Source organism: Sinosporangium album, from assembly GCF_900100605.1.
Lineage (GTDB): Bacteria > Actinomycetota > Actinomycetes > Streptosporangiales > Streptosporangiaceae > Sinosporangium > Sinosporangium album.
In genome coordinates, this window is the sequence record NZ_FNCN01000009.1 from 176,082 (window position 1) to 196,975 (window position 20,894).

Sequence of the window (20,894 nt, forward strand, 5' to 3'; positions counted from 1 at the left end):
GTGGACGTGTCTAAAGGCACTCTTCCAGCACTTGGCCTGCTGGTTCTCGCGCCGCTGGTCGGCGAGTATCTGCTGGGCAATATCGCCATCAACGCCCTACCGATGATCATCGGGCTGATTCCGCTCTATGGCGGTGGCGCGCCGCTGATCCGCGAGGTCGCCCGCCGGTGGCGGCCGTCGCCCTGATCATCGCCGCGTTCCTGTCCGTTCGATTCCGCCCCCTCCGTTCGGCCACGCCGCCGCCGCCGGCCTCGTCGCCCTGATCGAATCCGTCCTTACCGCTTAAGCACGGCCCGCGGCACGGATGACGACTGCTGCGAAAAGCATCGCGATCAGTGCCATGAGCGCCTGCATCAGGTTGCCGGCGAAGAGCAGCAGGGCGAACAGGATGAGCGCGGTTCTGCGGCCGGTCCCCGAGCGCGGCGCCGCTCCCGCCGCGGCGAGGAGGAAGGCCAGGGTGAGGATGATGTGCATGGCGAGGTCGTCCACGACCGGCCAGTCCAGGTTGCTGAGGACGAGCGTCGCGACGCCGGCGGCCATCCAGGACGCGACCACGGCGGGGCGCAGGCGAGCGGACGCGGGCGATGGAGCGAGCGTCACGAGGATGGCGATCCATGTGGGGGGCGAGGTGAGAACGAAGACGAGGAGCTCGACGGCTCCGGCGTCGATGTAGAAGGGGGCCACGCGAGGTGCGCGGGGGACGGGCCCGACGTCGCTCTCCGGGCTGGCGACCAGCCAGACGTAGAGAACCGCCCACGTCCAGGCGAATCCGGCCGCGGCCTTCCGGCCCATCCCCGACAGGGCAAGCGCCGCGATCAGCGCGTAGGGGATCGCGAAAACGAGGGACCGCCCTAAATTCCACCACAACGCGGACAATCCCATGGGATCCCAGCGCCAGGTCATCGCGTACACGACGCCGGACGCGACTCGGGCCGTCTCGATCGTGATGAGCATGAGCGGCCCGAGGATCGCGGCGACGTTGACGGCCTGACGCCAATGGGGGGCCGAAGGGGCTCCCACCGCGTGGTTCCACCTCACCCGCAGCCCGCCGCGCACCAGGTCGACAACGTCTGCCATGCCGGGACGGCGCTGAGAAGGGACCGCGTCGGCCATCAGGACCGCGAGCATCTCCTCCTCGTGGACGGCGCGGTGGTGCCGCGGATACCAGCGCAGCAGCCTGCGGTAGTGGCCCTCCAGGGACGTCACGGTGTCCCCTGGATGAGCGCGCTCCGGGGTGCCCGCAGCCGGGTGAAGGCGACGTCGGTGTTGCGGCGCAGCCGTTCGGCCTCGGCCGTGAGGCGGGCGGCACCTGCGGCGGTGAGGCGGTAGTAGCGCCGCGCCCGCCCGTCGACGATCTCCTCCCGGTCGGTCTCGATGAGACCTTCACCGTGGAGGCGGTCCAGCGCGGCGTACAGGGTGCCGGCGCGGAGCCTCACCTGCCCCTCGGAGATCTCCGTGACGTCGGTGATGATGCCGTAGCCGTGCCGGGGGCCGTCGGCGAGGGCCGTGAGGATGAGGAACGTCGGTTCCTGCATCGAACGGATAGTCATGTGATCTTTATATACAGATCGACTTCGCCGTGTCCGGGGTTTCCCGAGACGGCTAGGATTCCGGCGGACCCAAGATCGGGGCCTGGAGACGCGACCCTGGGAGGCTCGTTGGACGCCATGACCGCACGTGCCCACGAGCTTGCGCGAGGCGGGCGGCTGCCGGCGTTCGTCTACGATCTCGACGGGCTGGCCGCCCACGCCGCCGCCGTACGGCTGGCGCTCGGAGAGGTGGAGCTCTACTACGCGGTGAAGGCCAACCCCGACCCGGAGCTGCTGGCGGTGCTGGCGCGGCAGGTGGACGGGTTCGAGGTGTCGTCGGGCGGCGAGCTGGCCCACGTGGCCCGCGTGCTGCCCGGTGCGCGGGTGGCGTTCGGCGGGCCGGGGAAGACCGACGTCGAGCTGCGGGCGGCGGCGGGCACGCACCGGGTGCACGTGGAGAGCCCGGGCGAGCTGCGCCGCCTGCTGGCGATGGGAGTCGCCGCCGACGTGCTGCTGCGGGTCAACCTGGACGTCCCGATCGCGGGGGCGTCCCTCGCGATGGGGGGCGGGGCCACGCCGTTCGGCATGGACCCCGCGGGCGTCGACGAGTGCGTGTCCCTGCTCGCCGGGCAGGAGGGGGTACGGCTGCGCGGCGTCCACGCCCACCTCGCCAGCGGGCTCGACGCGGACGACCTGCTGGGGCTGGCGGAAGCCGTACTGGCTTATGCGCGGGGGCTCGGTGTCACTGAGATCAACCTGGGCGGCGGCATGGCGGTCTCCTACGCCGACCCGGCCGACCTGTTCGACTGGGTCGCGTACGGCGAGGGCCTCGCCAAGCTCCGCCGGCGCGGCGAGACGCTGCGCGTGGAGCCGGGCCGCGCGCTGACGGTGTACTGCGGGCGCTACGCCACCCGCGTGATCGATGTGAAACGCGTCTATGGCGAGCTGTTCGCCGTGGTCGCGGGCGGCACCCACCACATCCGCACGCCCGCCACCAAGGGCCATGACCAGCCGGTGGTGCCCAGTGCCTCCGGGGAGCCGGTCACGATCGTCGGCCAGCTCTGCACGCCGAAGGACCAGTTGGCGGCCCGCGTGCCGATCGCCCTCGCCCCCGGGGACGTGGTGGAGTTCGCGATGGCGGGCGCTTACGCGTGGAACATCTCCCACCACGATTTCCTCATGCACCCGCACCCGGCCTTCTCCTACGTGGGCTCCTCCACGGGCGGCTCCTGCAGGTCGGAGCCCGCCAGCGGGTTGGCCACCGGCACATAGCCCGCGGCCCGGTCGGCGGCGCGGGCCCACCGCACCGACAGGTTGGCCTTGGCGGGCAGCGGTGCCCCCGCGAGCAGCGCCGGCAGCGGCGCGGGACGCCCCCGCCGCTCCGCGTACGCCGACAGCACCGACCTGGCCGCGGCCCACAGGTCGCTCAGCAGCCTCCGGGGGTCGTCCTCCCGGGCCGATTCGGCGACCGTGGCTGCGATCTCGGTCAGGTGGTTGACCATCAGGCAGTAGGCGACGCGGTTCCAGCCGGGCTCGGCCGCGTAGGTGAGGCCGGCCGCCACCCGCTCGGGCAGCCCTGACACGTCGTGCCTGCCCGCCACCAGCTTGGTGCCCTCCATGTCGCGGAAGATCACCTGGACCGGCATGCCGGTGCCGTCCACACCCACCAGCACGTTCTGCAGGTGCGGTTCGAGCACCACCCCGTGCCGCAGGTAGGCGTCGAGCACGGGCGGAGCGACCAGCCTCACGTAGGCCGTCCACCACCCGACGGGGTCGGCCGCACGCCGCTCCTCGCAGAACTCCGGCACCTCACGCGTGGCGAGCGCGCCCGCGAGCAGCGGCGTGACCCCCGGCCCGCACACCGCCCACGGCCCCTCCCGCACGATCACGCCGAGCCCCTCAAGCAGCGGCAGCCCCAGCGACGCCGACCGGTAGCCCGGCTCCCGCAGTCGCGACGTGCCTGGGAAGTCCTCGGCGAGGGCGTCGAACACCGGACCGAGCCGCGTGTCGAGCTCGACCGCTCCCTCCAGCTCGTACCACGCGTTCTTCCGCACGCAGTTCGTGATCCGCACATCGACGGAGAACTTCAGGCAGACGCCTGTGACCGGCTCGTACACGGTGCGGACCGACGATGTCGGCACCACATGGCCGCTGCTCGGCCCGAGGTCCACCAGCAGTCCGTCGGCGATGGGCCCGGCCAGGCGCGGCCGGAGCAGCTCGACCTGCCAGGGGTGGGCGGGCAGCAGCGCGTAGCCGGGCGGTGCCGTACCGAGCGCGTCGAACGCCTTGCCGTCGCCGCCTTCGGCGACCACGTCGTCGCGTACGGCGAGCATCCGCAGCGGGAAGCTCGCATGCGCCTCCGGCGCGTAGGCCAGCCAGTCGGACCCGCCTCTGGCCTTGGGGGAAGGGTGGAACGGGTGGCCGAACACCAGCGCCTGCTCGGAGGCCAGCCACGGGTCGGCCGGGGCCGACGCCTCGGCGCGCGCCGCGACCAGCCGCTCGATCGCCTCCCTGCTCGCCGCGACCTGGCCCGCGAACTCGTCGTTGCGTTCGCCGGCTCCGTGCGATCCGGCCTCGTGCGATCCGGCTCCGTGCGCCCCGGCCTCGCCGCTGTGTTCGCCGAGCTCGGCCTCCACCAGGGCGACCAGCTCGTCCGAGGTCAGCTCGTGCCACGCGCCGTCCTCCAGCCGCTCGGCGGGCCCGCCGAAACGCAGGGCCGCGCCCCCGCCCGCCCGCACCCGCAGCAGCGTCCCCGCGACCCGCACCATGAGGTACGGCTCCGCCGGCCACACCTCGCCGTGGGGTGCCGCCACCTCACGCACACAGCAGCGCAGCAACGCGGACAGGGTCGCGCGCTCGGCGACCGCGCCAGTGGATTCGAGCACGTCGAACATATGAACGTTGTCCCTCGTATGGGTGGTTGTGCGGTCAGCCATGCCTATCGGCCGGGGTGGGTGTCGGCCGTGAGAAGTCCTGTCAGGAGAAGCCGTGCTACGAGACGCGCCCGGACACGCCGTGCCCCTGCCCGTGCCCCTGCCCGTGCCCCGGCCCGTGCCCTGGCCCGCGCGCGGGCGTGTGCCGCCCTTCGGGGGCGGGCTCCTGCCGTTCGCGGCGCTCGTGCAGGGGAACCAGCGCGAAAGGACCACAGCGGTCCATATGCGCGCCGCCGCGCGGCCGGCGGAGATAGTTGGGGCCGCTGGTCCCGTAGAACTTGTTGACGTCGCGGGCGCCGCTGCGCGCCTTGTCCACCAGCGTGCCCGCCGTGACCATCGACTTGCCGATCAGCCGGGCCGCGTCCAGCGTGCGCGCCCGCAGCAGACGGGCCATCGGGTCGTCGCCGTGCTCGTCGAGCGCCTCGGTCAGCGTGCCGCGCACCAGCGCCGAGGCCCGCGCGTGCGGCAGCGCGTGAAACGCGATCGCCGCGGCGGCCAGGTGCAGTGTGATCGTCACGAAGACGTCTGCCAGCGCGTGCGGGTCGTCGGTCAGCATGCGTTCGTCGGTGAACGACGGCACCGTGATGCCGGCCATGCGCAGCCGGGCGGGGGAGGCCAGCAGGCCGTCGTTGTCCTTGACCAGCAGGCGAGGCGGGCCGTCGCCGTACACCAGCGAGAGATTCTGCTGGTGTGCTTCCAGCGCCACGCCGTATTTCACGAACAGCGTCACATTCCAGCGCATGAGCAGCCGCAGATAGCCCTCCACCAGGGCCGCCTCGTCGCCGCATGCGCGGGAGGCGGCGACCTCCGCCAGCACCGTGCCGCCCCGGGGCGAGGGCGCGAGCAGCGACGCCACCGGCACGATCTCCCCCTCGGGGAGGCGGCGCAGCAGCCAGCCGAGGTATTCGTGGCCCGCGTGGGCGTACGTCTGCTCGTCTCCCAGCGACACGGCGAGCCCGGGTTCGGCCGCCAGCACCTCGCGCAGCATCCGCTCCGCCGCCGCGCCGTCGGCCAGCGTGCCGGGTTTGATGGAACGGCGGTTGCGCAGCCCGAGCGTGCTCGTGGTGAGCGGCAGCTTCAGATGGGTGCGTGGCGACAGCTCCACCGTGCGCATCGACAGCGTCGGGCGCACCAGGGCACGCGCCTCCGGCGCCACCACGACGCCCGGTATCTCGGCGAGCGCCGGCACCGTCAGCGGATGCACGGGGAACAGCGCGTGCGTGCCCGAGATATACGGCGGCAGCCCCACGTCGGCGGCCTCGACCCCGAGGGTGTCCGCGCCGCCGGCCTGCCGCACCCGTTCGCGGGGGACCGCCGCCCAGCGCAGCGCGAACCTCGGCGCGAACTCGGGGGCGTAGGCGACCAGTTCGCCCGCGCCGAGGCCGGTACGGGCGCGGGCCGTCGGATAGACGGGGTGGTCCACGAAGGCCGCCACCGTCTCGCGCGCGATGAGCGACTCCCGCGGGTCGTCCCGCAGGGCGGCCAGCACGCCGGGGCTGTGCTCGTCGTGGAGCCGCAGGCTCGCCAGCGCTTCGCGGCACTCCTCGGCGAAGGCCAGCACCCCCGCCTCGTCGGCCGGATCGGCCACGGCCCACAGCGTCGCGAGCACCTCGTTGAGCGTCAGCGACTCGTCGGCGCCCACCACGAAGTCCTGGTAGAGCGAGCCTGGCGACAGCCGTACGATCCTTCCCGAGGCCAGCACCAGCTCCACGCCGACCTTGTCGCGGGTGACGCGCCTGCCGAGCCCGCCGTAGTCCTCGCGCAGCAGGGCGTTCAGCACTCTGGCGGCCAGATAGGTCTCGCGCGCGCTCATGAGATGGTCCACCCCCGTGTGGTCTGGAACGCCGTGACGGCCGCGTCGACCTCGGCGCGGCCCGGCCCGATCACGCGGAGCAGGCCGAGGTAGTCGCGGTTGGTGCCGGTGTGCTCGATCCTGTCGCCTTCGGCCCGCAGCGGCCGGTGCCACAGCCGCACCGGCCCGGCCGTCTCGGAGTCGACCGGGGGCGCCGCGCGGGTCACCAGTCCGGCGCGGTCGGCGACCAGGCCGAGTGCCGCGCCGTGGACCGCGCGGTTGGCGGTGCCTCCGGCCGTAGCGCCGGCCGTGGCGTTGGCTGTGGTGTTGGCTGCGCCGTTCAGTGGGGGGCTCGGTGGCGCGGTCGGCAGCCCCTCGCCGAGGTGCACCCGCAGGATCCACTCGTGCAGCGGCACCCCGAGCAGGTCGGCGAGGAGGAAGTCGCAGTCGTCGCCGATCAGCCGGTAGTTGATCTCGATGATGCGGGGGCCGCTCTCGGTGACGACGTATTCCGTGTGGCACGCCCCGAACCCCACCCCGAGAGCGCGCAGGGCGCCCAGCACATGCTCGTGCGGCCCGTCGGGGTGCCAGTCCAGCCGCTCTTCCACGAAGTACGGCAGAGGCCCGAGCGTCGTCGTGAACCCGCCGAGGACCAGAGGTTCCGCGCCGCCGTCCGCGCCGAGCGTCTCCAGGGTGTGCAGCGGCCCGGCCAGGTATTCCTCGACCACGAGCGACTCGCCGGGTCTGCGGGCCCGGATGGCCTGGACCGCGTCGGCCAGCTCGGCGGAGGTCTCCACGTAGACGACGTCCTCGCTGGCGACCCCTTCGCGGGGTTTGACCACCGCGGGCAGCGGCACGTCGGAAGGTACGGCGTCGCCGGGGGACAGCCGCGCCGAACGCACGGTCTCGACCCCGGCCCTGGCGAGCTCGCGCCGCATGAGCGCCTTGTTCTTGGCGGTGGCGCACGCGCGCCAGTCTTTGCCGGGCAGCCCGAAGTAGGAGGCGGCCAGCGCGGTCTCGGCCTGGATGTGGTCGGAGTTGGTGAACACCGCCTCGGGGGCGTGGTGGTGGGCGATGACGTCGATCACGGCTCGGGGGTCGCGGACGTCGCAGCCGATGACCTCGGCGCCCATGGCTCTGTAGTCGTCCGGCCGGTCGGTGAGGATCGTCACCTCGCGGCCGAGTGCTCGGGCGGCGGGCAGGAACCCGTCGGTGACCGAGCCGGTCGTTTTCATCGTGGTGAGATACAACCGCAACGGGACACCTCTGCGAGCTCAGGTAAGGCTAACCTAACTCATGGAATCATAGTCTGCCCTAGATCATCGTGCCGCTCCCTGGAGGTGCTTTTTCCGGGTTCTTGGTCGGCGTCACCGGTCGGCGTCACCGGTCGGCGTCGGGGGTCGGCATTAGTGGGGCGGGACCGCTGGGGGTGTCGGCGGGCGGTTCGTTCGGGTGGGTGCGGGCCCCGCCGGCAAGGCTGTCGGAGAGGGTGTCGGAGAGGGCGGGGAATGCCCGCAATTACGCGGATATGTCGGCGTATCGCGATAACTGTGCTGATGGCGGCCTATGTCTGGAGGGCCTGATCGCTATGGCGACCTTCTAGGATGGTCGGGTCTGTGGGAAGGGAAGCGCGTGGAAATTCCAGCGGAAGAAGAACTCATCGGACCGCTGCTCCTCGCGCGCAGCGCCGTCGACCGGTCGGCGGCGCTCAGAGACGACGACGAGTGGCTCAAGCGGGCGTGGGCCGACGACCGCAGCAGGGTCCTTGTGATCCACGAAGGCCGCACCCTCGTCCGCAGGACGGGCGACGAGTTCGCGATCGAGCTGCTGGGTCCCGCCGAGGCGCCCCCCGGCCCCCACTACCTGCTCGGCGTCGGCGACGGCGGCGTCGCCTACTTCGCGGTGTCCGCCCCCTTACCCGGCCAAGGCGAGCCGCAGACGCGGGTCTTCAACCCGGTCTCGCCCGGCTCCGTCCCCGAGGACCGCGCGGTCGCCCTCGGGCTGCGCCGGGCGGGCGCCCTCCTCGGAGACAGGGACGCCGGCCTGCTGGTCTACGCCGTCGCCCTGGAGGCGTGGCACGCCACGCACGAGTTCTGCCCGCGCTGCGGCAGCCGTACGAAGATCGCCGGTGGGGGCGCCACCCGCCTGTGCCCGCGCGACGCCAGCACGCACTTCCCCCGTGTCGACCCCGCGGTGATCATGTTGGTCCACGACGACGAGGATCGCGTGCTCTTGGCGCGGGGGCCGAACTGGCCGCAGGGCCGCTACTCGATCCTCGCGGGGTTCGTCGAGCCGGGTGAGTCCCTGGAGCGCGCGGTGATCAGGGAGGTCGCCGAGGAGGTCGGCGTCGCGGTGACGTCCCCCCGCTACCTCGGCAGCCAGCCGTGGCCGTTCCCGCGCAGCCTGATGCTCGGGTTCTTCACCCGCGCCGTCACCACCGAGGTGCGCTGCGACCCCCACGAGATCGCCGAGGCCCGCTGGTTCACCCGCGCCGAGCTGGCCGACGCCCTCGCCTCGGGCGAGGTACGGCTCCCGCCCGAGGTCTCGATCGCGCGGCGCTTGATCGAGACCTGGTTCGGCGAAAAACTCACCGGCGACTGGTGAGCGGTCCGATGAGTGGTCCGATGAGTGGTCCGATGAGTGGTCCGGTGAGCGGCGCAGGTCGCGTACGGCTTCAGCGCCGCGGCGGCCTGCGCACATAGACCGGCTGCCCCTTGTGCACCAGGTGGTGCAGGTTGTGCGCCACGTTGAGGGGCAGGCGCACGCACCCGTGCGACGCCGGATACAGCGGCACGGACGTCGACCCGTGCATCGCGATGCCGCCGCGGAAATACATGGGCTTGTACATACTGCCGAGCGGCCCCGTCTGCCAGCCGTTGTTCTGCCGGTAGACCCGGTAGTCCCCGACCGGGGTGATGGCGTAGCCGCAGCGGCCGTTGTGGCAGTACCTCCGCTGCGCCCCGGTGGAGATGTGGGTCGTCAGCGCCAGCCTGTTCCTGCGGTAGACGTGCATGAGCTGGCGGGTCAGGTTGATCTCGACCCGCTTGGGCGCCGCCGCGGTCCGCACCAGTGGCCGGGGCACGCGTCCGCGGTCCAGCGCCCGCCACGTCTTCGGGCCGACCGCCGCGGTCGGCCTCAGGCGGTTCGCCTTCTGCAGAGCCCACACCGCCATGATGGTCGACGGGTTCATGCACCCTGTCACATATCCCGGGGCGTAGCGCAGTCTGATCAGCCGGCGCTGGAGATCGGCGACGATCCGCCCGCAGTCGCCCTGGAACAGGGTCGGCCGTGGGCGTGAGGTCGCCGCGGCCTCCGTCGCGACGGCCAGCAGAGGGAGGCCCGTCAGCGTGGTCGAGGCGAGCAGCAACGACCAGCGGCGGGCCCATGCTCCGGGCGGGCGTGGAACGCACGGACCGCCCGCACCGGCACGCTGAGCGCGCTCGGCCGCCGAGCACGCCGCGGATCGGTCCGCGTGAAGCTTTCCGTGGGTTCGTCGGTGATTTCTGTGGCGGGTCGACCGGTGGTGCGGCGCGGCCTTATGCGACTCCGCTGTTCTAAGGAAATCCTGTCTGCGCATACTTCCTCGATCCAGATTTGTCGTCTTCTGCCAGCGCGTGGCCGTCTATATCACTGGCGATGATGATCAACGACCATAGAGCGGGCTGGATGGGGTTATTCCGCAATCGGAAGTTCTTGAATCCTTGTCCCGATTATCCTGTTCGACCTGTCCGAATCGTGCGCATAAATGGCGATTTCACGTGAAGTGTCCTACGCAATCATTTCACAGTGGGATAGGGGAATGTTCGCCATTTCCGAATATCGCTCGGGGGAGTATAAAAAGAATAAGAGGTGTTTTGTTGACCTTGCTACGGGCACAGAAGCGATATTGACGCCCTATCCATGCTGATCGGGGGAACAGCAATTATGGGTATAACTCCTACATTCGCGGGCGGCGGTGGCAAGAAGGTATTCGCTACCCTTGCTGGTGCCGCATTCGCGAGCGTTCTCGCGCTGGGGGCCGGCCACAACGCCGCCTTCGCCGCGACCGGCGCCGCGACCATCCATACCGCCGGTGCCAAGGCCGGGACCTTCAAGGCCGTCGGCTTCAAGGCGGCGAACGGCGCGATCGCCGTACGCTCTTCCGCCGTGCGGCCCGCTGATTCCGACCGGGAATCGCACGTCGAGGGCATCGTCTGGTTCGACGCCAACAAGAACGGCGAGCGCGACAGGGACGAGCCCGGCATCGAAAACGTCAAGGTCGTGGCGAAGGACAAGAACGAGGACGAGGCCGGGGAAACGACCACCGACCGCGACGGTAAATTCAGGCTCGCGATTTCCGACGACGGATCCTTCGAGATCTGCTTCGAGCCGCGCGAAGCCCGTAACCTTCCGTCCGAAGTCAGGGGCGAGAATCTACACCCGGTCAAGCAGAGCAGGCATTCGCACGTCAACAAATGCAAGTGCATCTGGGTGAAGGCGCGGTCAGGCCGTACGGCTTTCGTGGACGCCGGTTTCCACAATGACCCGAACGGCACGCATCACAAGGACTGCCGTCACAAGCACCATGAGCGTGACCACCACGTCCATCACCCGCGACACCACCATCACCACAACCGTCACCATCACCACAGGGACCAGCACCATCACCATCAGCACTGCAACCGGGGCCACTGCCACGCCGAGCACGGGTACCGCGATGAGATTAAGCGCGGCTGGGTGAGCTACGGCGGCGGCGGCCACCACGTCCGCAGCGAGAAGCCCTCGCTGCGCAGGCACGGCCGCGGCGGCCACGTCCGGAGCTGCAGCGGTCATAACTGCGGCGCCAAGAAGGTCTGGTACGAGCGTCGGCTCCAAGGCTTCCGCCACGACGGGCACCACGCTCACCATGACCGGCATGCCCACCACGGGCACCGCCACCACAGGCACCACCACCGGCACCACCCGCACCACCACCGTCACCACCATGGTGAACACCACCAGTAGTGACGCCGAACGGTCACATGTGACCGCCACGGCATAACGATCCCGGCGCGGTCGGCTTCGAGCCGACCGCGCTGGGCGCGTTCTCAGGGGCTCGGCAGTGCGTACGGCGGTGCCGTACGCACTGCCGTACGCACGGGCCGCCGCCGAGGGCGGCGGGCGGTCAGACGGTGGTGAGCCGGGCCTTGATCTCGATGACCGAGGGATTCGTGGCCGAGCTGCCGTCGGGGAAGAGCACCGTGGGAACGACCTGGTTGCCGTTGTTGACGCTCATCACGAACGAGGCCGCTTCGGGGTTGGCCTCGATGTCGATCTCACGATACGAGATGCCCTCGCGGGTGAGCTGGCTCTTGAGCCGCTTGCAGGGACCGCACCAGCTGGTGGTGTAGACCGTGAGCGCCATGACTTTCCCTTCGCGTCCATCCGGCGTTGGCGCTCACTGGTAACAAAGCGACAGGCTGTCATCTTCCCGGGGAGAAGTCCCGAACGCCTGTATAGTCCAGAAAATGTCGAATGCCCGGTTTTAGCGGTCGGAGCGGGTGTCGCTGACCCGTCGGCTGATCCAGCGCTGCACCTCGTCGGCCACACCGAAAGTGCGGTAGAGCGGTGAGCTGTGGACCGTGCCGGGCACCGAACGCACGGTCATGTTGACACCGGCCTTGTTGAGCGCCGACTTGAGCGCCATGCTCTGCCGCGGCGGGACGAACTCGTCCTCGGAGTGGACCGAGAACATCGGCGCGTCACCGCGGCTGGCGTGCCACGACACCTCCATGCTCGCCCAGACGCGCGAGCACCTGCCCTTCGGCTCGCACCCGCCCGCCAGGCGGATCGCGGCGTCGCGCAGACGGACCTTGAGCGGGTCGAGCGTGTCGGCGCCGTCCTGGTAGGCGCGCAGCGGCGACACGACCGGGGAGACGCCGACGACCCCCTTGAGGCCGGGGACGCCGTTGCCGTACGTTCCGACCGAGGCCGCCACATGGCCGCCCGCGGAGAAGCCCACGATCACGTAGTTGTCCGGGTCGAACGCCCACCGCGCCGCGTGCCGCCGCGCCGTGGCGATGGCGTCGAGCGCGTCGACGCGCTGCGCCGGCCAGGCCGCGTCGCCGGACAGGCGGTAGTTGAGGTTGAAGACCGTGTAGCCGAGCTCGGTGTAGCTGCGGGTGATCTCGGTCATGTACTTCTTGTCGCCGCTGGACCACCAGCCGCCGTGGATCAGGAACACGCCCGGCCGCTTCTGGCCGCCGTCCGTCGGCCACCAGATGTCCATCTTCTGTCTGCGGTGCGGCCCATAGGACACCTCGGTCACCGAGGTGCCCGGCGGGGGATCGATCGCGCCGGAAGTGACGGGCGGAGGCGGGGGAGTCGGCTCACCCCATTGTGTCGAAGACGCCTGCGCTGCCGTCGGCATGATCGCCACGGTGGTGAGTGCCAAAGCACTCAACATAACCGCAGTTCGCACAGACCTCGTCCTTCCCCCACGTTTACCGAGACGCCCCCCATTGTGGGGGACATGACCAAGAGTTTGCACCTTGGAGACCGCATGTCGCGTGCTGTCTCCCCGCACGACCTGAGGTGATCTCCTGGAAGGATGGTCCCGTAGGACCCGTACGACGACCGTAAGGAGCTTCGTGTGCCCCACGACGACGCGCTTTCCGGTCTGGACCCTGAGCAGACGGCGGTCGCCGAGGCCGTCTCCGGCCCCGTGTGCGTTCTCGCGGGGGCGGGCACCGGCAAGACCCGCGCCATCACCCACCGCATAGCCCACGCCGTCCGCAGCGGCGTCGTCGAGGCCCAGAGCGTGCTCGCGGTGACGTTCACCACGAGGGCCGCCGGGGAGTTGCGCCGGCGCCTCGCCGAACTCGGCGCCCCCGGCGTGCAGGCCCGCACCTTCCACGCCGCCGCCCTGCGTCAGCTCACCTACTTCTGGCCGCGCGTCATCGGCGGCGAGGCGCCCTCCGTCATCGAATCGAAACTTCCGCTTCTCGTGGAAGCGTGCAGGGTGGTACGGCGGAGCCCCGAGCGCGCCGAGCTCCGCGACATCGCCGCCGAGATCGAATGGGCCAAAGTCACCCAGCTCAGCCCCGAGGACTATAAGACGGGCGTGGCCAAGGCGGGCCGTACACCCCCCGTGCCCGCCGACGAGGTCGTCCGGCTCTACGAGGCATACGAGCGGCTCCGCCGCGAGCGCCACCTCGTCGACTTCGAGACCATCCTCGAACTCACCGCCGCCGTCATGACCGAACACGCCGAGGTCGCCGCCCAGATCCGCGGGCAATACCGCCACTTCGTCGTCGACGAATACCAAGACGTCAACCCGCTGCAGAAACTGCTGCTCGACACCTGGCTCGGCGGGCGGGACGACCTGTGCGTCGTCGGCGACCCCAACCAGACGATCTACTCCTTCACCGGCGCCACCCCCCGCTACCTCACCGGCTTCGCCATCGAGCACCCGGGCGCGACCGTCATCCGGCTGGTCCGCGACTACCGCTCCACTCCGCAGGTCGTCCGCCTCGCCAACACGGTGATCTCCGCGGCGAGGACGCCGCACAAACTCGAACTCATCGCTCAGCGGCCCGACGGCCCCGAACCGGCCTTCAGCGAATACGACGACGAGCAGGCCGAGGCCGCCGGCGTCGCCCGCGCCATCGGCGCCCTCCTCGACAAGGGCGTGAAAGCCCGCGAGATCGCCGTCCTGTTCCGGATCAACGCCCAATCCGAGACCTACGAGCAGGCACTCGCCAAAGCGGGCATCCCCTACCTGCTTCGCGGCGCCGACCGGTTCTTCGAACGGCCCGAGGTGCGTCAGGCCGTCGTCCTGCTGCGCGGCGCCACCCGGTCGGCCGACGCAGGGGACGCGATGGCTCCCGCCGTACACCACATCCTGTCCGGCATCGGCCTCACGCCCGAACCGCCGGGCGGCGGCACCGCGCGCGAACGTTGGGAATCGCTCAAGGCGCTCGCCGACCTCGCCGAAGACCTCGCGGCCGGAGGGGCCGACCTGCACGCCTTCGTGGCGGAGCTGTCGCGCCGCGCCGCCGAACAGCACGCCCCGCCAGTCGAAGGAGTCACCCTCGCCTCACTCCACGCGGCCAAGGGTCTCGAATGGGACGCGGTGTTCCTGGTCGGCCTGACCGACGGCACACTCCCGATCATCTACGCCGAGACCCCCGACCAGCTCGAAGAGGAACGCCGCCTGCTCTACGTCGGCATCACCCGGGCCAGGGCCCACCTCGGCCTGTCGTGGGCGTTGGCCCGCTCGCCGGGCGGTCGCCGCGGCCGGCGGCCGTCACGCTTCCTCGCCGGCCTGACCGGCCGCCCGGCCCACCGGGCCGCCCAGCCGTCCACCCCGGCCCGCGAACGCCCCCGCCTCGCGACACCGATGCACTGCCGCGTCTGCTCCAAAACCCTCGTCGCCGCGCCCGAGCAGAAACTGGGCCGCTGCGCCGGCTGCCCCGCCGACTACGACGAGGGCCTGCTCGAAGCCCTCAAGACCTGGCGCATGGCCACCGCCAAAGAGGCCGGAGTCCCCCCTTACGTGGTGTTCACCGACGTCACACTGCAGGCCATCGCGGAACGTGCCCCCACCACTGAACGGGACCTGCTCAGCATTACGGGCATCGGGCGCGTCAAACTTGACCGGTACGGCGAGGCGGTCCTCAACCTCTGCCGCGATCGGGAGGTCTCGTGAACGACGCGCTCAAGGAACTGCTCGACCTGCTCGACCTGGAGCAGCTCGAACTCGACATCTTCCGCGGACGCAGCCCCAAGGAGCGCATCCAGCGTGTCTTCGGAGGCCAGGTCGCGGCCCAGGCGCTTGTCGCGGGCGGGCGCACCGTGCCCGAAGGCCGCCACGTGCATTCGCTCCACGCCTACTTCATCCGGCCCGGCGACCCGTCCGTGCCCATCGTCTACAACGTCGAGCGCGTCCGCGACGGCCGATCATTCACCACGCGCAGGATCGTCGCCATCCAGCACGGCAAGGCCATCTTCACCATGTCGGCCTCTTTCCACATCTCCGAACCCGGCGTCGAGCACCAGGCCGCCGCCATGCCGCCCGTGCCCCACCCCGACGCCCTCCCCACCTTCACCGAACGCGCCGAGAACCTCTGCATCGACAACCCCGCCTGGCACGACTGGCTCACCCGCGAGCGGCCCGTCGACATGCGCTACGTCACCCCCCTCATGGGGGAGAGCCCCGACGTCCCGGCGCTGAAGTCGCCCGAGACCACCGTCTGGTTCAAATACGACGCCGACCTGCCCGACGACCCCCTCCTCCACGTCGTCCTCGCCGCCTACGCCTCCGACTACACCCTCGTCGACACCGTCCTGGCCGCCCACGGCCTGGCTTGGGGCACCCCCGACGTCAGCGGCGCCTCCCTCGACCACGCCATGTGGTTCCACCGCCCTCTCCGCGCCGACGACTGGTTCCTCTACGCCCAGGAGTCCCCCTGGTCCGGCGGAGCCCGCGGCCTCGCCCGAGGCCACATGTTCACCCCGACCGGGGACCTCGCCGTGTCCGTCGTCCAGGAATGCCTCATCCGCGTGGGCGACGCGCGCCCCGGCCGCTGACGCCACCGCCTCCCGCGGTGTCCGCCTCTGCGGGGTCGGTTTCTGCTCGTTCCTGCGGCGCTCGTTCCTGCGGCGCTCGTTCCTATGGTGCTCGCCGCCTCCCGGCGGAGGCCCTATCGCCGACGTCCTCCGAGCCATGCCGGCTCGGAGGACGTCGGCCCCAGTCGGCTTGCGCCGTACACCGCTTCCGGCTGGCGTGACCTGCTCGCGCGTGAGAGCCCTCAGGCCAGAAGCTCGCGCGCGAGCGCCTCACTCCACCACCGCTCGACCCGGTCGGCGGGCCAGCCACGCTCATCCGTAAGCGTGGTGTAGACGTCGATGCTGCATATGGCGGCGTAGACGTCGACGGCGGACTCCACGTCGAGGCCGCAGCGCAGCACACCCGACGGCCAAGAGGAGAACACCCGCACCCTGGTCTCGTCCCCCCGCCGTCGCGCGTCGGAGTACGCGGTCGCCAGCCCCGGCTCGGTGCGCCCCGCTTCGCGTATCAGCGTGATGACCTCACCGGCACGCTCGAACAGCCGCCTGTCGTAACCCGCCATCGCGGCGAGCTGCCGCTCGGGGCCCGCCTCCGGCGCCTCCAGCTCGGCGAGCATCCGCGGGGCCTCGGCGGACAGGTCGGCCGCGTCGGCGAGCGCCCGGGTCAGCCCGGCCTTGTTGCCGTACACCGCGTAGACGGTGGGCACGGAGACGCCCGCCTCACGCGCCACGTCGCGCACCGTCGTCGCCGCCCACCCCTGCGAAACGAACAGCAGAAGGGCGGCGCGGGCGATCTCCGCTCGGGTCTCCTGCGCCTGTGTCGCCCGTCGCAACGAGTCGTAGCGGCGCTTCCCCAGCTCGGCGTTCATGGTTGCACTCTATGGCTTTACGCTACTTATAATGAATATATGTCTCGTTTATTCAACTTCCCCCGTGTCGCCGGCGTGGGCGCTATCGCGTTCGCCGCCGCGATCGTCACCGGCAACCTGATCGCGGTCCCGGCCGGCCTGCCGACCGTCGGCACCTACATCGACAAGGTCGACGTGTTCTTCGAGACCCAGGGCGGCGTCGTCGGCCTCGCCTCCGCCCTGACCCCGCTCGCATGGGTGTTCGCCACGCTCTTCGGCGCGGGCGCGGTCGCCGTCCTTCGCCGGCATGGGCACGCCGATACCGAGGCGTGGTCGCTCGTTGGTTTCGGCGGCATCCTTATGCAGAACATCGCCTTCGCCGGAATCATCGCCGTGCGCCTCGGTCTCGCAGCCGCCTCCCCGTACGGCACCGCCGGGAATGCCGTGCTCTGGAAGTTCCACGATGCGCTGTTCACCCTCAATGGCACCTTCCTGGCCGTCGCGCTCGTCGGCTTGTCCGTCGCCGGCCTGCGCGCCGGGCTCACCCGCCCGTGGCACGGCGTCCTCGGGCTGCTGTCGGCCGCCCTGATGTTCGGCTCGGCTACCCTCGCCCCGCTGGTCATCGACCGATCCGGCCCTCTCGGCCTGCTCGGCCTCGTCGGCTGGCTGCTGTGGGTCGTCTGGATCGTCGCCTATGGCATCGTGCTGATCCGGCTGAAGCCGACCTCCGCGGGCCTCGGCTCCCGCATTGCCGCCGGGTGAGCGGCCGTCCGGCCGTCCGGCCGGCCTCCGGCCCCGGCATGCCGCTTCGCCGCCCGCGGAACCGCATGCGCCACGTGAAACTTCCGGTGGAACCGTCCCCTCGTGAATCGCCTACGCGTTGGGGGGCGTGTGTCGACCGGGTGAACGTACAGGGGCTTCCTGGTCTCGCGTACGGTCCCGGGCTTCGGGGCGAGGTCAGCCCGGGAAGGGGCGGGGCGCGGTGGACGCGGCGTCGTCCGAGAGGCCTGCGACGCCCGTTCCTTCAGCGCCTGTTCCTACGGCGCCCGCCGCCCCGGGAGGCATGGACCTATTGGTGTCGGCGTTGGTGTCGGCGTTGGTGTCGGCCATATTTGAAGGCTCTGCCGGACCTCCATTGTTGTGGTGATGAATGGCCTTGTTTGTGTATATGTCGGCATTTGGCGGTTATCTGGGGGAACGGGAGTGCCTGGAGCGTAAGGGGTTCGCGTCGAAGAGAGATCATTACGCCCTCGGGAGAACCCTCCGAGAGGGTGTGATCCGTGTGGCGAAGAACCTAAAACACCAGGTAGAAAATAAGTTGCCCGCTGCTGGTACAGGGGCTTAGGGTCATGGTCAAGCGAGTCGGACGGCCTATCGTCCGACGATCCCAGAGTGGAGGTGAGTCCCCGGTGAAGAACTACGTGACTTCGACAATGCCGTGGCTCGCCTCTGCGCGCCTCTTTGGCATGTCGGGAGTCAGCGTCTCGACCTCGGCCGCCGGTTTCGCCGCGCGTCCGGTCACCTGTGCGCCGTCGGGAGCCACGTTGGCGACTCCGTCGCTCACGATCGCACCGCCCGCCGCCACAGGTGGCAGTCGTCGCAGCTTCAGCCTCGTCAAACTCCGCCATGTGGAGTTGGTCTCGCGCGCAGGCAGGGATCTGCTCGCGCAAGCCGCGGCGTCGCACGAAGGCGTCCTGCCGACGACCGCCGTGCCGAGCTCCGCCCCGGAGTCGGCCGACGCTCTCCTGCCGATCGAAGCCGAGGCAGCGATCAACGCTGTGGTCGCCGAGGCGCCCGCAGACGCCGAGGCAACCACTGCCCATGCAACCGCCTATGACGGCAGCGCCGTCGCCGCCTTCGGCGACGCCGAAGCCGACAACCTGCCCGGCGACGTCGATGGAGTCCTGCCCGCCACGGGTGGGCTCGTTGACGAGCCGAAGCAGCAGACCGCCAACGGTGGGCTGCGTCCTACGCAGCAGTGCGATCCAAACACCTGGAGACCTCCGGCCATAACCTGACCGGTGTTGAGCCTCCAGGCCGCGGATCCACAAACAGGATCCGCGGCCTTCTTGTTTGTCCGCGTCCCCCTGACCCACCCGCGAGGTTGACAACAGCAAGATCAAATAATTCACACCTGAAGAAAGGTGACGCAGATGGGGGCCAAGACGATCATGGACCTGATCGACGAAGCCGAAATCCCCTGTCGTACCGACCCTGACCTGTGGTTCGCCGAATCCCCTGACGATGTTGAGTTCGCCAAAGCGCTCTGTGGGGGATGCCCGATCCAGAAGGCGTGCCTCGCGCGAGCACTTGAGCGTGGGGAGCCCTGGGGAGTATGGGGCGGCGAGCTGATCCTCCGGGGCGCCGTCGTACCGAGGAAGCGCCCGAGGGGCCGTCCCCGCAAGACCGCAGTCGCAGCCTGACCACCAACCAGCGCCATAACAGTAAGGACCACCGACATGAGCACCCGTACCGCGCGGACCGCCGAAGCGTCTTCCATGTATGAAGACCTGGTGCGTGACCGAATACAGACGCTCCGCCGCGAGGCGGAGGAGCAACGCGTCATCGCACGCGTCCGCGCCGTCAACCGAGCTCGACGCGACGCCGAACGCGCCTCCATGCGACTACGCAACGCACTACAACGGCTGGTATAAAACGGCCGACCACCGGGGCGTCCCACCCACCCGTGCAGCGGGACGCCCCAACCCCCGTCGACCGACGGCACAAGCCCACAGGCCCCCGCCACCAGTCCCCACGGCCGACTGGCGGGGGCCTTCCGCATGGCTCATGCCAGAGCGGACAGGGGGCCGGCCGTCGGGTCCACGTCGAAGGGGAGACCGGGGGCAGGGCTCGTGGTCGGAGGGGACGGGGGGCGTCGGGGTCAGGTCAGAGCGGGGACCGGCGTGCCTTGTTCGTCTCCGTCAGTGAAACCGGGGACCCAGCGGATGACCTCGTCGCGAAAGCGGGCCGTGGCGCCGAGTTGGCAGAGCACGCCGACGCCGGCGGCGTGGACGCGGTGGATCAGTACGTAGGTCGGTGGCAGGTTGAGCTGGCGCACGACGTTGGTCGGGCGCAGGTCGGCCGCGGTGGCGGCCTGGCGCTGGAGCCATTCTCTGCTGAAGGTGAACTCCTCGACCTGGGTCGGCTCGACGTAGGGCGCGAGGAAGCCTCGGAGCGCGTCGGCGTCGATGTCGATATGCGGCAGGATGAAGCCTTCTTCGCGCAGCCCTTCCACCACGGTTTCCATGTCGCCGCTGTTGAAAAGGCGCGTGAGCCTGCCGAAGGCGGGCGGATAGCCGTCGGGCAGCCTGCTCACCGCGCCGAAGTCGAGCGCGCACAGCCGTCCGTCGGCGGTGAGGCGGAAGTTGCCGGGGTGGGGGTCGGCGTGGAGCATGCCGACCCGCGCGGGGGAACAGAACAGGAAACGCACGAGCAGCAGGCCAGCGCGGTCACGCTGCTCTCCGTCGCCTTCGGTGATGACGCGTGACAGGGGCGTGCCGTTGACCCATTCGGTGACCAGGATCTGCTCGTTGGCCGCGACGACGTCGGGCACGAGGAAATCGGGGTCGCCCGCGAACTCGGTGGCGAAGGCATGCTGCGCCTCGGCCTCGCGCATGTAGTCGAGCTCTTCGGCGAGCCGTTCACGGAGCTCGGCAAGGACGCTCTGGATGTCGAGCCCGGGGAACAGCACCGAGAAAAGCTTGCTCACCCGGGAGAGCTGCTTGAAATCAGACAGCAGTGCCTTACCGGCGCCCGGGTATTGGATCTTCACGGCGACCTCGCGGCCGTCGTGCCAGACCGCCTGGTGCACTTGGCCGATCGACGCCGCCGCCGCGGGCGAGTCGTCGAACGAGATGAAATAGTCGCGCCAGTCGTCGCCGAGTTGCTCGGTGAGCACCGAGTGGACGGTCGCCACCGGCAGCGGTGGCGCGGAGTCCTGAAGCTTGGTCAGCGTCGCCCGGTAGGGGCCCACGATCTCAGGCGGCAGGGCCGCCTCGAAAATGGAGAGCGCCTGGCCGAGTTTCATCGCGCCGCCCTTGAGCTCCCCCAGCACCTTGAAGATCTGCTCCGCCGTGCGTTGCTGGATCTCCTGGGCGACGATTTCGGCGGACTTTCCGCCGATGCGCTTGCCCAGGCCGAGAGCCGTACGACTGGCGAATCCGAGGGGGAGAGCGGCGAGTTTCGCGGAGCGCGTGACAGCGCGGCGGGGAAGGTCACTCACATTTGTCCGCGGCGTGGCTTGGTATGAGTTCGGCCGGAACGC

The 20,894-nt window shown here is 70.1% G+C and carries 21 protein-coding genes; 10 read left to right on the plus strand and 11 right to left on the minus strand.

Features of this window, described 5'->3' with window-relative positions:
* A complete protein-coding gene (locus BLQ73_RS11990) occupies positions 1–186 on the plus strand; it encodes a hypothetical protein (RefSeq protein WP_093170472.1) in 186 nt (61 codons plus the stop codon).
* 96 nt (positions 187–282) lie between these two features.
* Here BLQ73_RS11990 and BLQ73_RS11995 read toward each other — a convergent pair whose 3' ends face one another.
* Together BLQ73_RS11995 and BLQ73_RS12000 are read right to left on the minus strand one after the other, a co-directional pair.
* On the minus strand, positions 283–1,206 hold the full coding sequence (locus BLQ73_RS11995; RefSeq protein WP_093170473.1) for a hypothetical protein: 924 nt from the start codon (positions 1,204–1,206) through the stop codon (positions 283–285).
* Entirely contained in the window at positions 1,203–1,550 is a 348-nt protein-coding gene (locus BLQ73_RS12000; RefSeq protein ID WP_245691017.1) for a PadR family transcriptional regulator, read from the minus strand. Before BLQ73_RS12000 ends, BLQ73_RS11995 begins: the two co-directional genes overlap by 4 nt.
* Positions 1,551–1,667: 117 nt before the next feature.
* Between BLQ73_RS12000 and BLQ73_RS12005 the strand changes: the two genes are divergently transcribed.
* A complete protein-coding gene (locus BLQ73_RS12005) occupies positions 1,668–2,801 on the plus strand; it encodes an alanine racemase (RefSeq protein WP_093170475.1) in 1,134 nt (377 codons plus the stop codon).
* Here BLQ73_RS12005 and BLQ73_RS12010 read toward each other — a convergent pair.
* From BLQ73_RS12010 to BLQ73_RS12020, 3 genes are read right to left on the minus strand one after another with little or no spacing between them, the layout of a single operon-like run.
* On the minus strand, positions 2,732–4,465 hold the full coding sequence (locus BLQ73_RS12010) for an IucA/IucC family protein (RefSeq protein ID WP_245691018.1): 1,734 nt from the start codon (positions 4,463–4,465) through the stop codon (positions 2,732–2,734). The genes BLQ73_RS12005 and BLQ73_RS12010 overlap by 70 nt on opposite strands.
* Positions 4,466–4,520: 55 nt before the next feature.
* Positions 4,521–6,275, minus strand: coding sequence for an IucA/IucC family protein (locus BLQ73_RS12015; protein WP_093170477.1), 1,755 nt, complete (start codon positions 6,273–6,275; stop codon positions 4,521–4,523).
* Positions 6,272–7,489, minus strand: coding sequence for an ATP-grasp domain-containing protein (locus BLQ73_RS12020; protein ID WP_245691019.1), 1,218 nt, complete (start codon positions 7,487–7,489; stop codon positions 6,272–6,274). The genes BLQ73_RS12015 and BLQ73_RS12020 overlap by 4 nt, the downstream gene beginning before the upstream one ends.
* A gap of 397 nt (positions 7,490–7,886) precedes the next feature.
* Between BLQ73_RS12020 and nudC the strand changes: the two genes are divergently transcribed.
* Entirely contained in the window at positions 7,887–8,858 is a 972-nt protein-coding gene (nudC, locus tag BLQ73_RS12025) for an NAD(+) diphosphatase (protein ID WP_245691020.1), read from the plus strand.
* Between the two features lie 70 nt (positions 8,859–8,928).
* Here nudC and BLQ73_RS12030 read toward each other — a convergent pair whose 3' ends face one another.
* The gene (locus tag BLQ73_RS12030) at positions 8,929–9,621 is read right to left on the minus strand and encodes a L,D-transpeptidase family protein (RefSeq protein WP_176955386.1); all 693 of its coding nucleotides are present in this window, start codon (positions 9,619–9,621) and stop codon (positions 8,929–8,931) included.
* A 557-nt stretch (positions 9,622–10,178) separates the two neighbouring features.
* Between BLQ73_RS12030 and BLQ73_RS34590 the strand changes: the two genes are divergently transcribed.
* Positions 10,179–11,237: an SdrD B-like domain-containing protein gene (locus tag BLQ73_RS34590; RefSeq protein ID WP_176955387.1), complete on the plus strand. Its 1,059-nt coding sequence runs from the start codon at positions 10,179–10,181 to the stop codon at positions 11,235–11,237.
* A gap of 160 nt (positions 11,238–11,397) precedes the next feature.
* Here BLQ73_RS34590 and BLQ73_RS12040 read toward each other — a convergent pair whose 3' ends face one another.
* Together BLQ73_RS12040 and BLQ73_RS12045 are read right to left on the minus strand one after the other, a co-directional pair.
* A complete protein-coding gene (locus BLQ73_RS12040) occupies positions 11,398–11,637 on the minus strand; it encodes a mycoredoxin (RefSeq protein WP_093170482.1) in 240 nt (79 codons plus the stop codon).
* Positions 11,638–11,757: 120 nt separating this feature from the next.
* On the minus strand, positions 11,758–12,666 hold the full coding sequence (locus BLQ73_RS12045; protein ID WP_245691021.1) for an alpha/beta hydrolase: 909 nt from the start codon (positions 12,664–12,666) through the stop codon (positions 11,758–11,760).
* 198 nt (positions 12,667–12,864) lie between these two features.
* On the opposite strand from BLQ73_RS12045, the gene BLQ73_RS12050 reads away from it, so the two are divergent.
* Together BLQ73_RS12050 and BLQ73_RS12055 are read left to right on the plus strand one after the other, a co-directional pair.
* A complete protein-coding gene (locus BLQ73_RS12050; protein WP_093170483.1) occupies positions 12,865–14,922 on the plus strand; it encodes an ATP-dependent DNA helicase UvrD2 in 2,058 nt (685 codons plus the stop codon).
* The gene (locus BLQ73_RS12055; RefSeq protein WP_093170484.1) at positions 14,919–15,803 is read left to right on the plus strand and encodes an acyl-CoA thioesterase; all 885 of its coding nucleotides are present in this window, start codon (positions 14,919–14,921) and stop codon (positions 15,801–15,803) included. The genes BLQ73_RS12050 and BLQ73_RS12055 overlap by 4 nt, the downstream gene beginning before the upstream one ends.
* A gap of 221 nt (positions 15,804–16,024) precedes the next feature.
* Here BLQ73_RS12055 and BLQ73_RS12060 read toward each other — a convergent pair whose 3' ends face one another.
* Positions 16,025–16,651, minus strand: a complete 627-nt coding sequence (locus BLQ73_RS12060) for a TetR/AcrR family transcriptional regulator (RefSeq protein ID WP_093170485.1) — start codon at positions 16,649–16,651, stop codon at positions 16,025–16,027.
* Between the two features lie 39 nt (positions 16,652–16,690).
* On the opposite strand from BLQ73_RS12060, the gene BLQ73_RS12065 reads away from it, so the two are divergent.
* A complete protein-coding gene (locus BLQ73_RS12065) occupies positions 16,691–17,392 on the plus strand; it encodes a hypothetical protein (protein ID WP_218125793.1) in 702 nt (233 codons plus the stop codon).
* Between the two features lie 195 nt (positions 17,393–17,587).
* Here BLQ73_RS12065 and BLQ73_RS32270 read toward each other — a convergent pair whose 3' ends face one another.
* On the minus strand, positions 17,588–17,740 hold the full coding sequence (locus tag BLQ73_RS32270; RefSeq protein WP_176955388.1) for a hypothetical protein: 153 nt from the start codon (positions 17,738–17,740) through the stop codon (positions 17,588–17,590).
* A gap of 299 nt (positions 17,741–18,039) precedes the next feature.
* On the opposite strand from BLQ73_RS32270, the gene BLQ73_RS31180 reads away from it, so the two are divergent.
* The 3 genes from BLQ73_RS31180 to BLQ73_RS12080 all read left to right on the plus strand — a co-directional run bounded on the left by BLQ73_RS31180 (position 18,040) and on the right by BLQ73_RS12080 (position 19,284).
* Positions 18,040–18,648 carry a hypothetical protein gene (locus BLQ73_RS31180; RefSeq protein WP_143020217.1) on the plus strand — a complete coding sequence of 203 codons (609 nt, stop codon included), beginning with the start codon at positions 18,040–18,042 and terminating at the stop codon, positions 18,646–18,648.
* A gap of 135 nt (positions 18,649–18,783) precedes the next feature.
* A complete protein-coding gene (locus BLQ73_RS12075; RefSeq protein WP_093170562.1) occupies positions 18,784–19,053 on the plus strand; it encodes a WhiB family transcriptional regulator in 270 nt (89 codons plus the stop codon).
* A 36-nt stretch (positions 19,054–19,089) separates the two neighbouring features.
* A complete protein-coding gene (locus BLQ73_RS12080) occupies positions 19,090–19,284 on the plus strand; it encodes a hypothetical protein (RefSeq protein WP_093170487.1) in 195 nt (64 codons plus the stop codon).
* A gap of 227 nt (positions 19,285–19,511) precedes the next feature.
* Here the strand turns inward: BLQ73_RS12080 and BLQ73_RS12085 are convergent, their stop codons facing one another.
* On the minus strand, positions 19,512–20,852 hold the full coding sequence (locus tag BLQ73_RS12085; protein WP_093170488.1) for an ABC1 kinase family protein: 1,341 nt from the start codon (positions 20,850–20,852) through the stop codon (positions 19,512–19,514).
* Between the last annotated feature and the right edge of the window lie 42 nt (positions 20,853–20,894).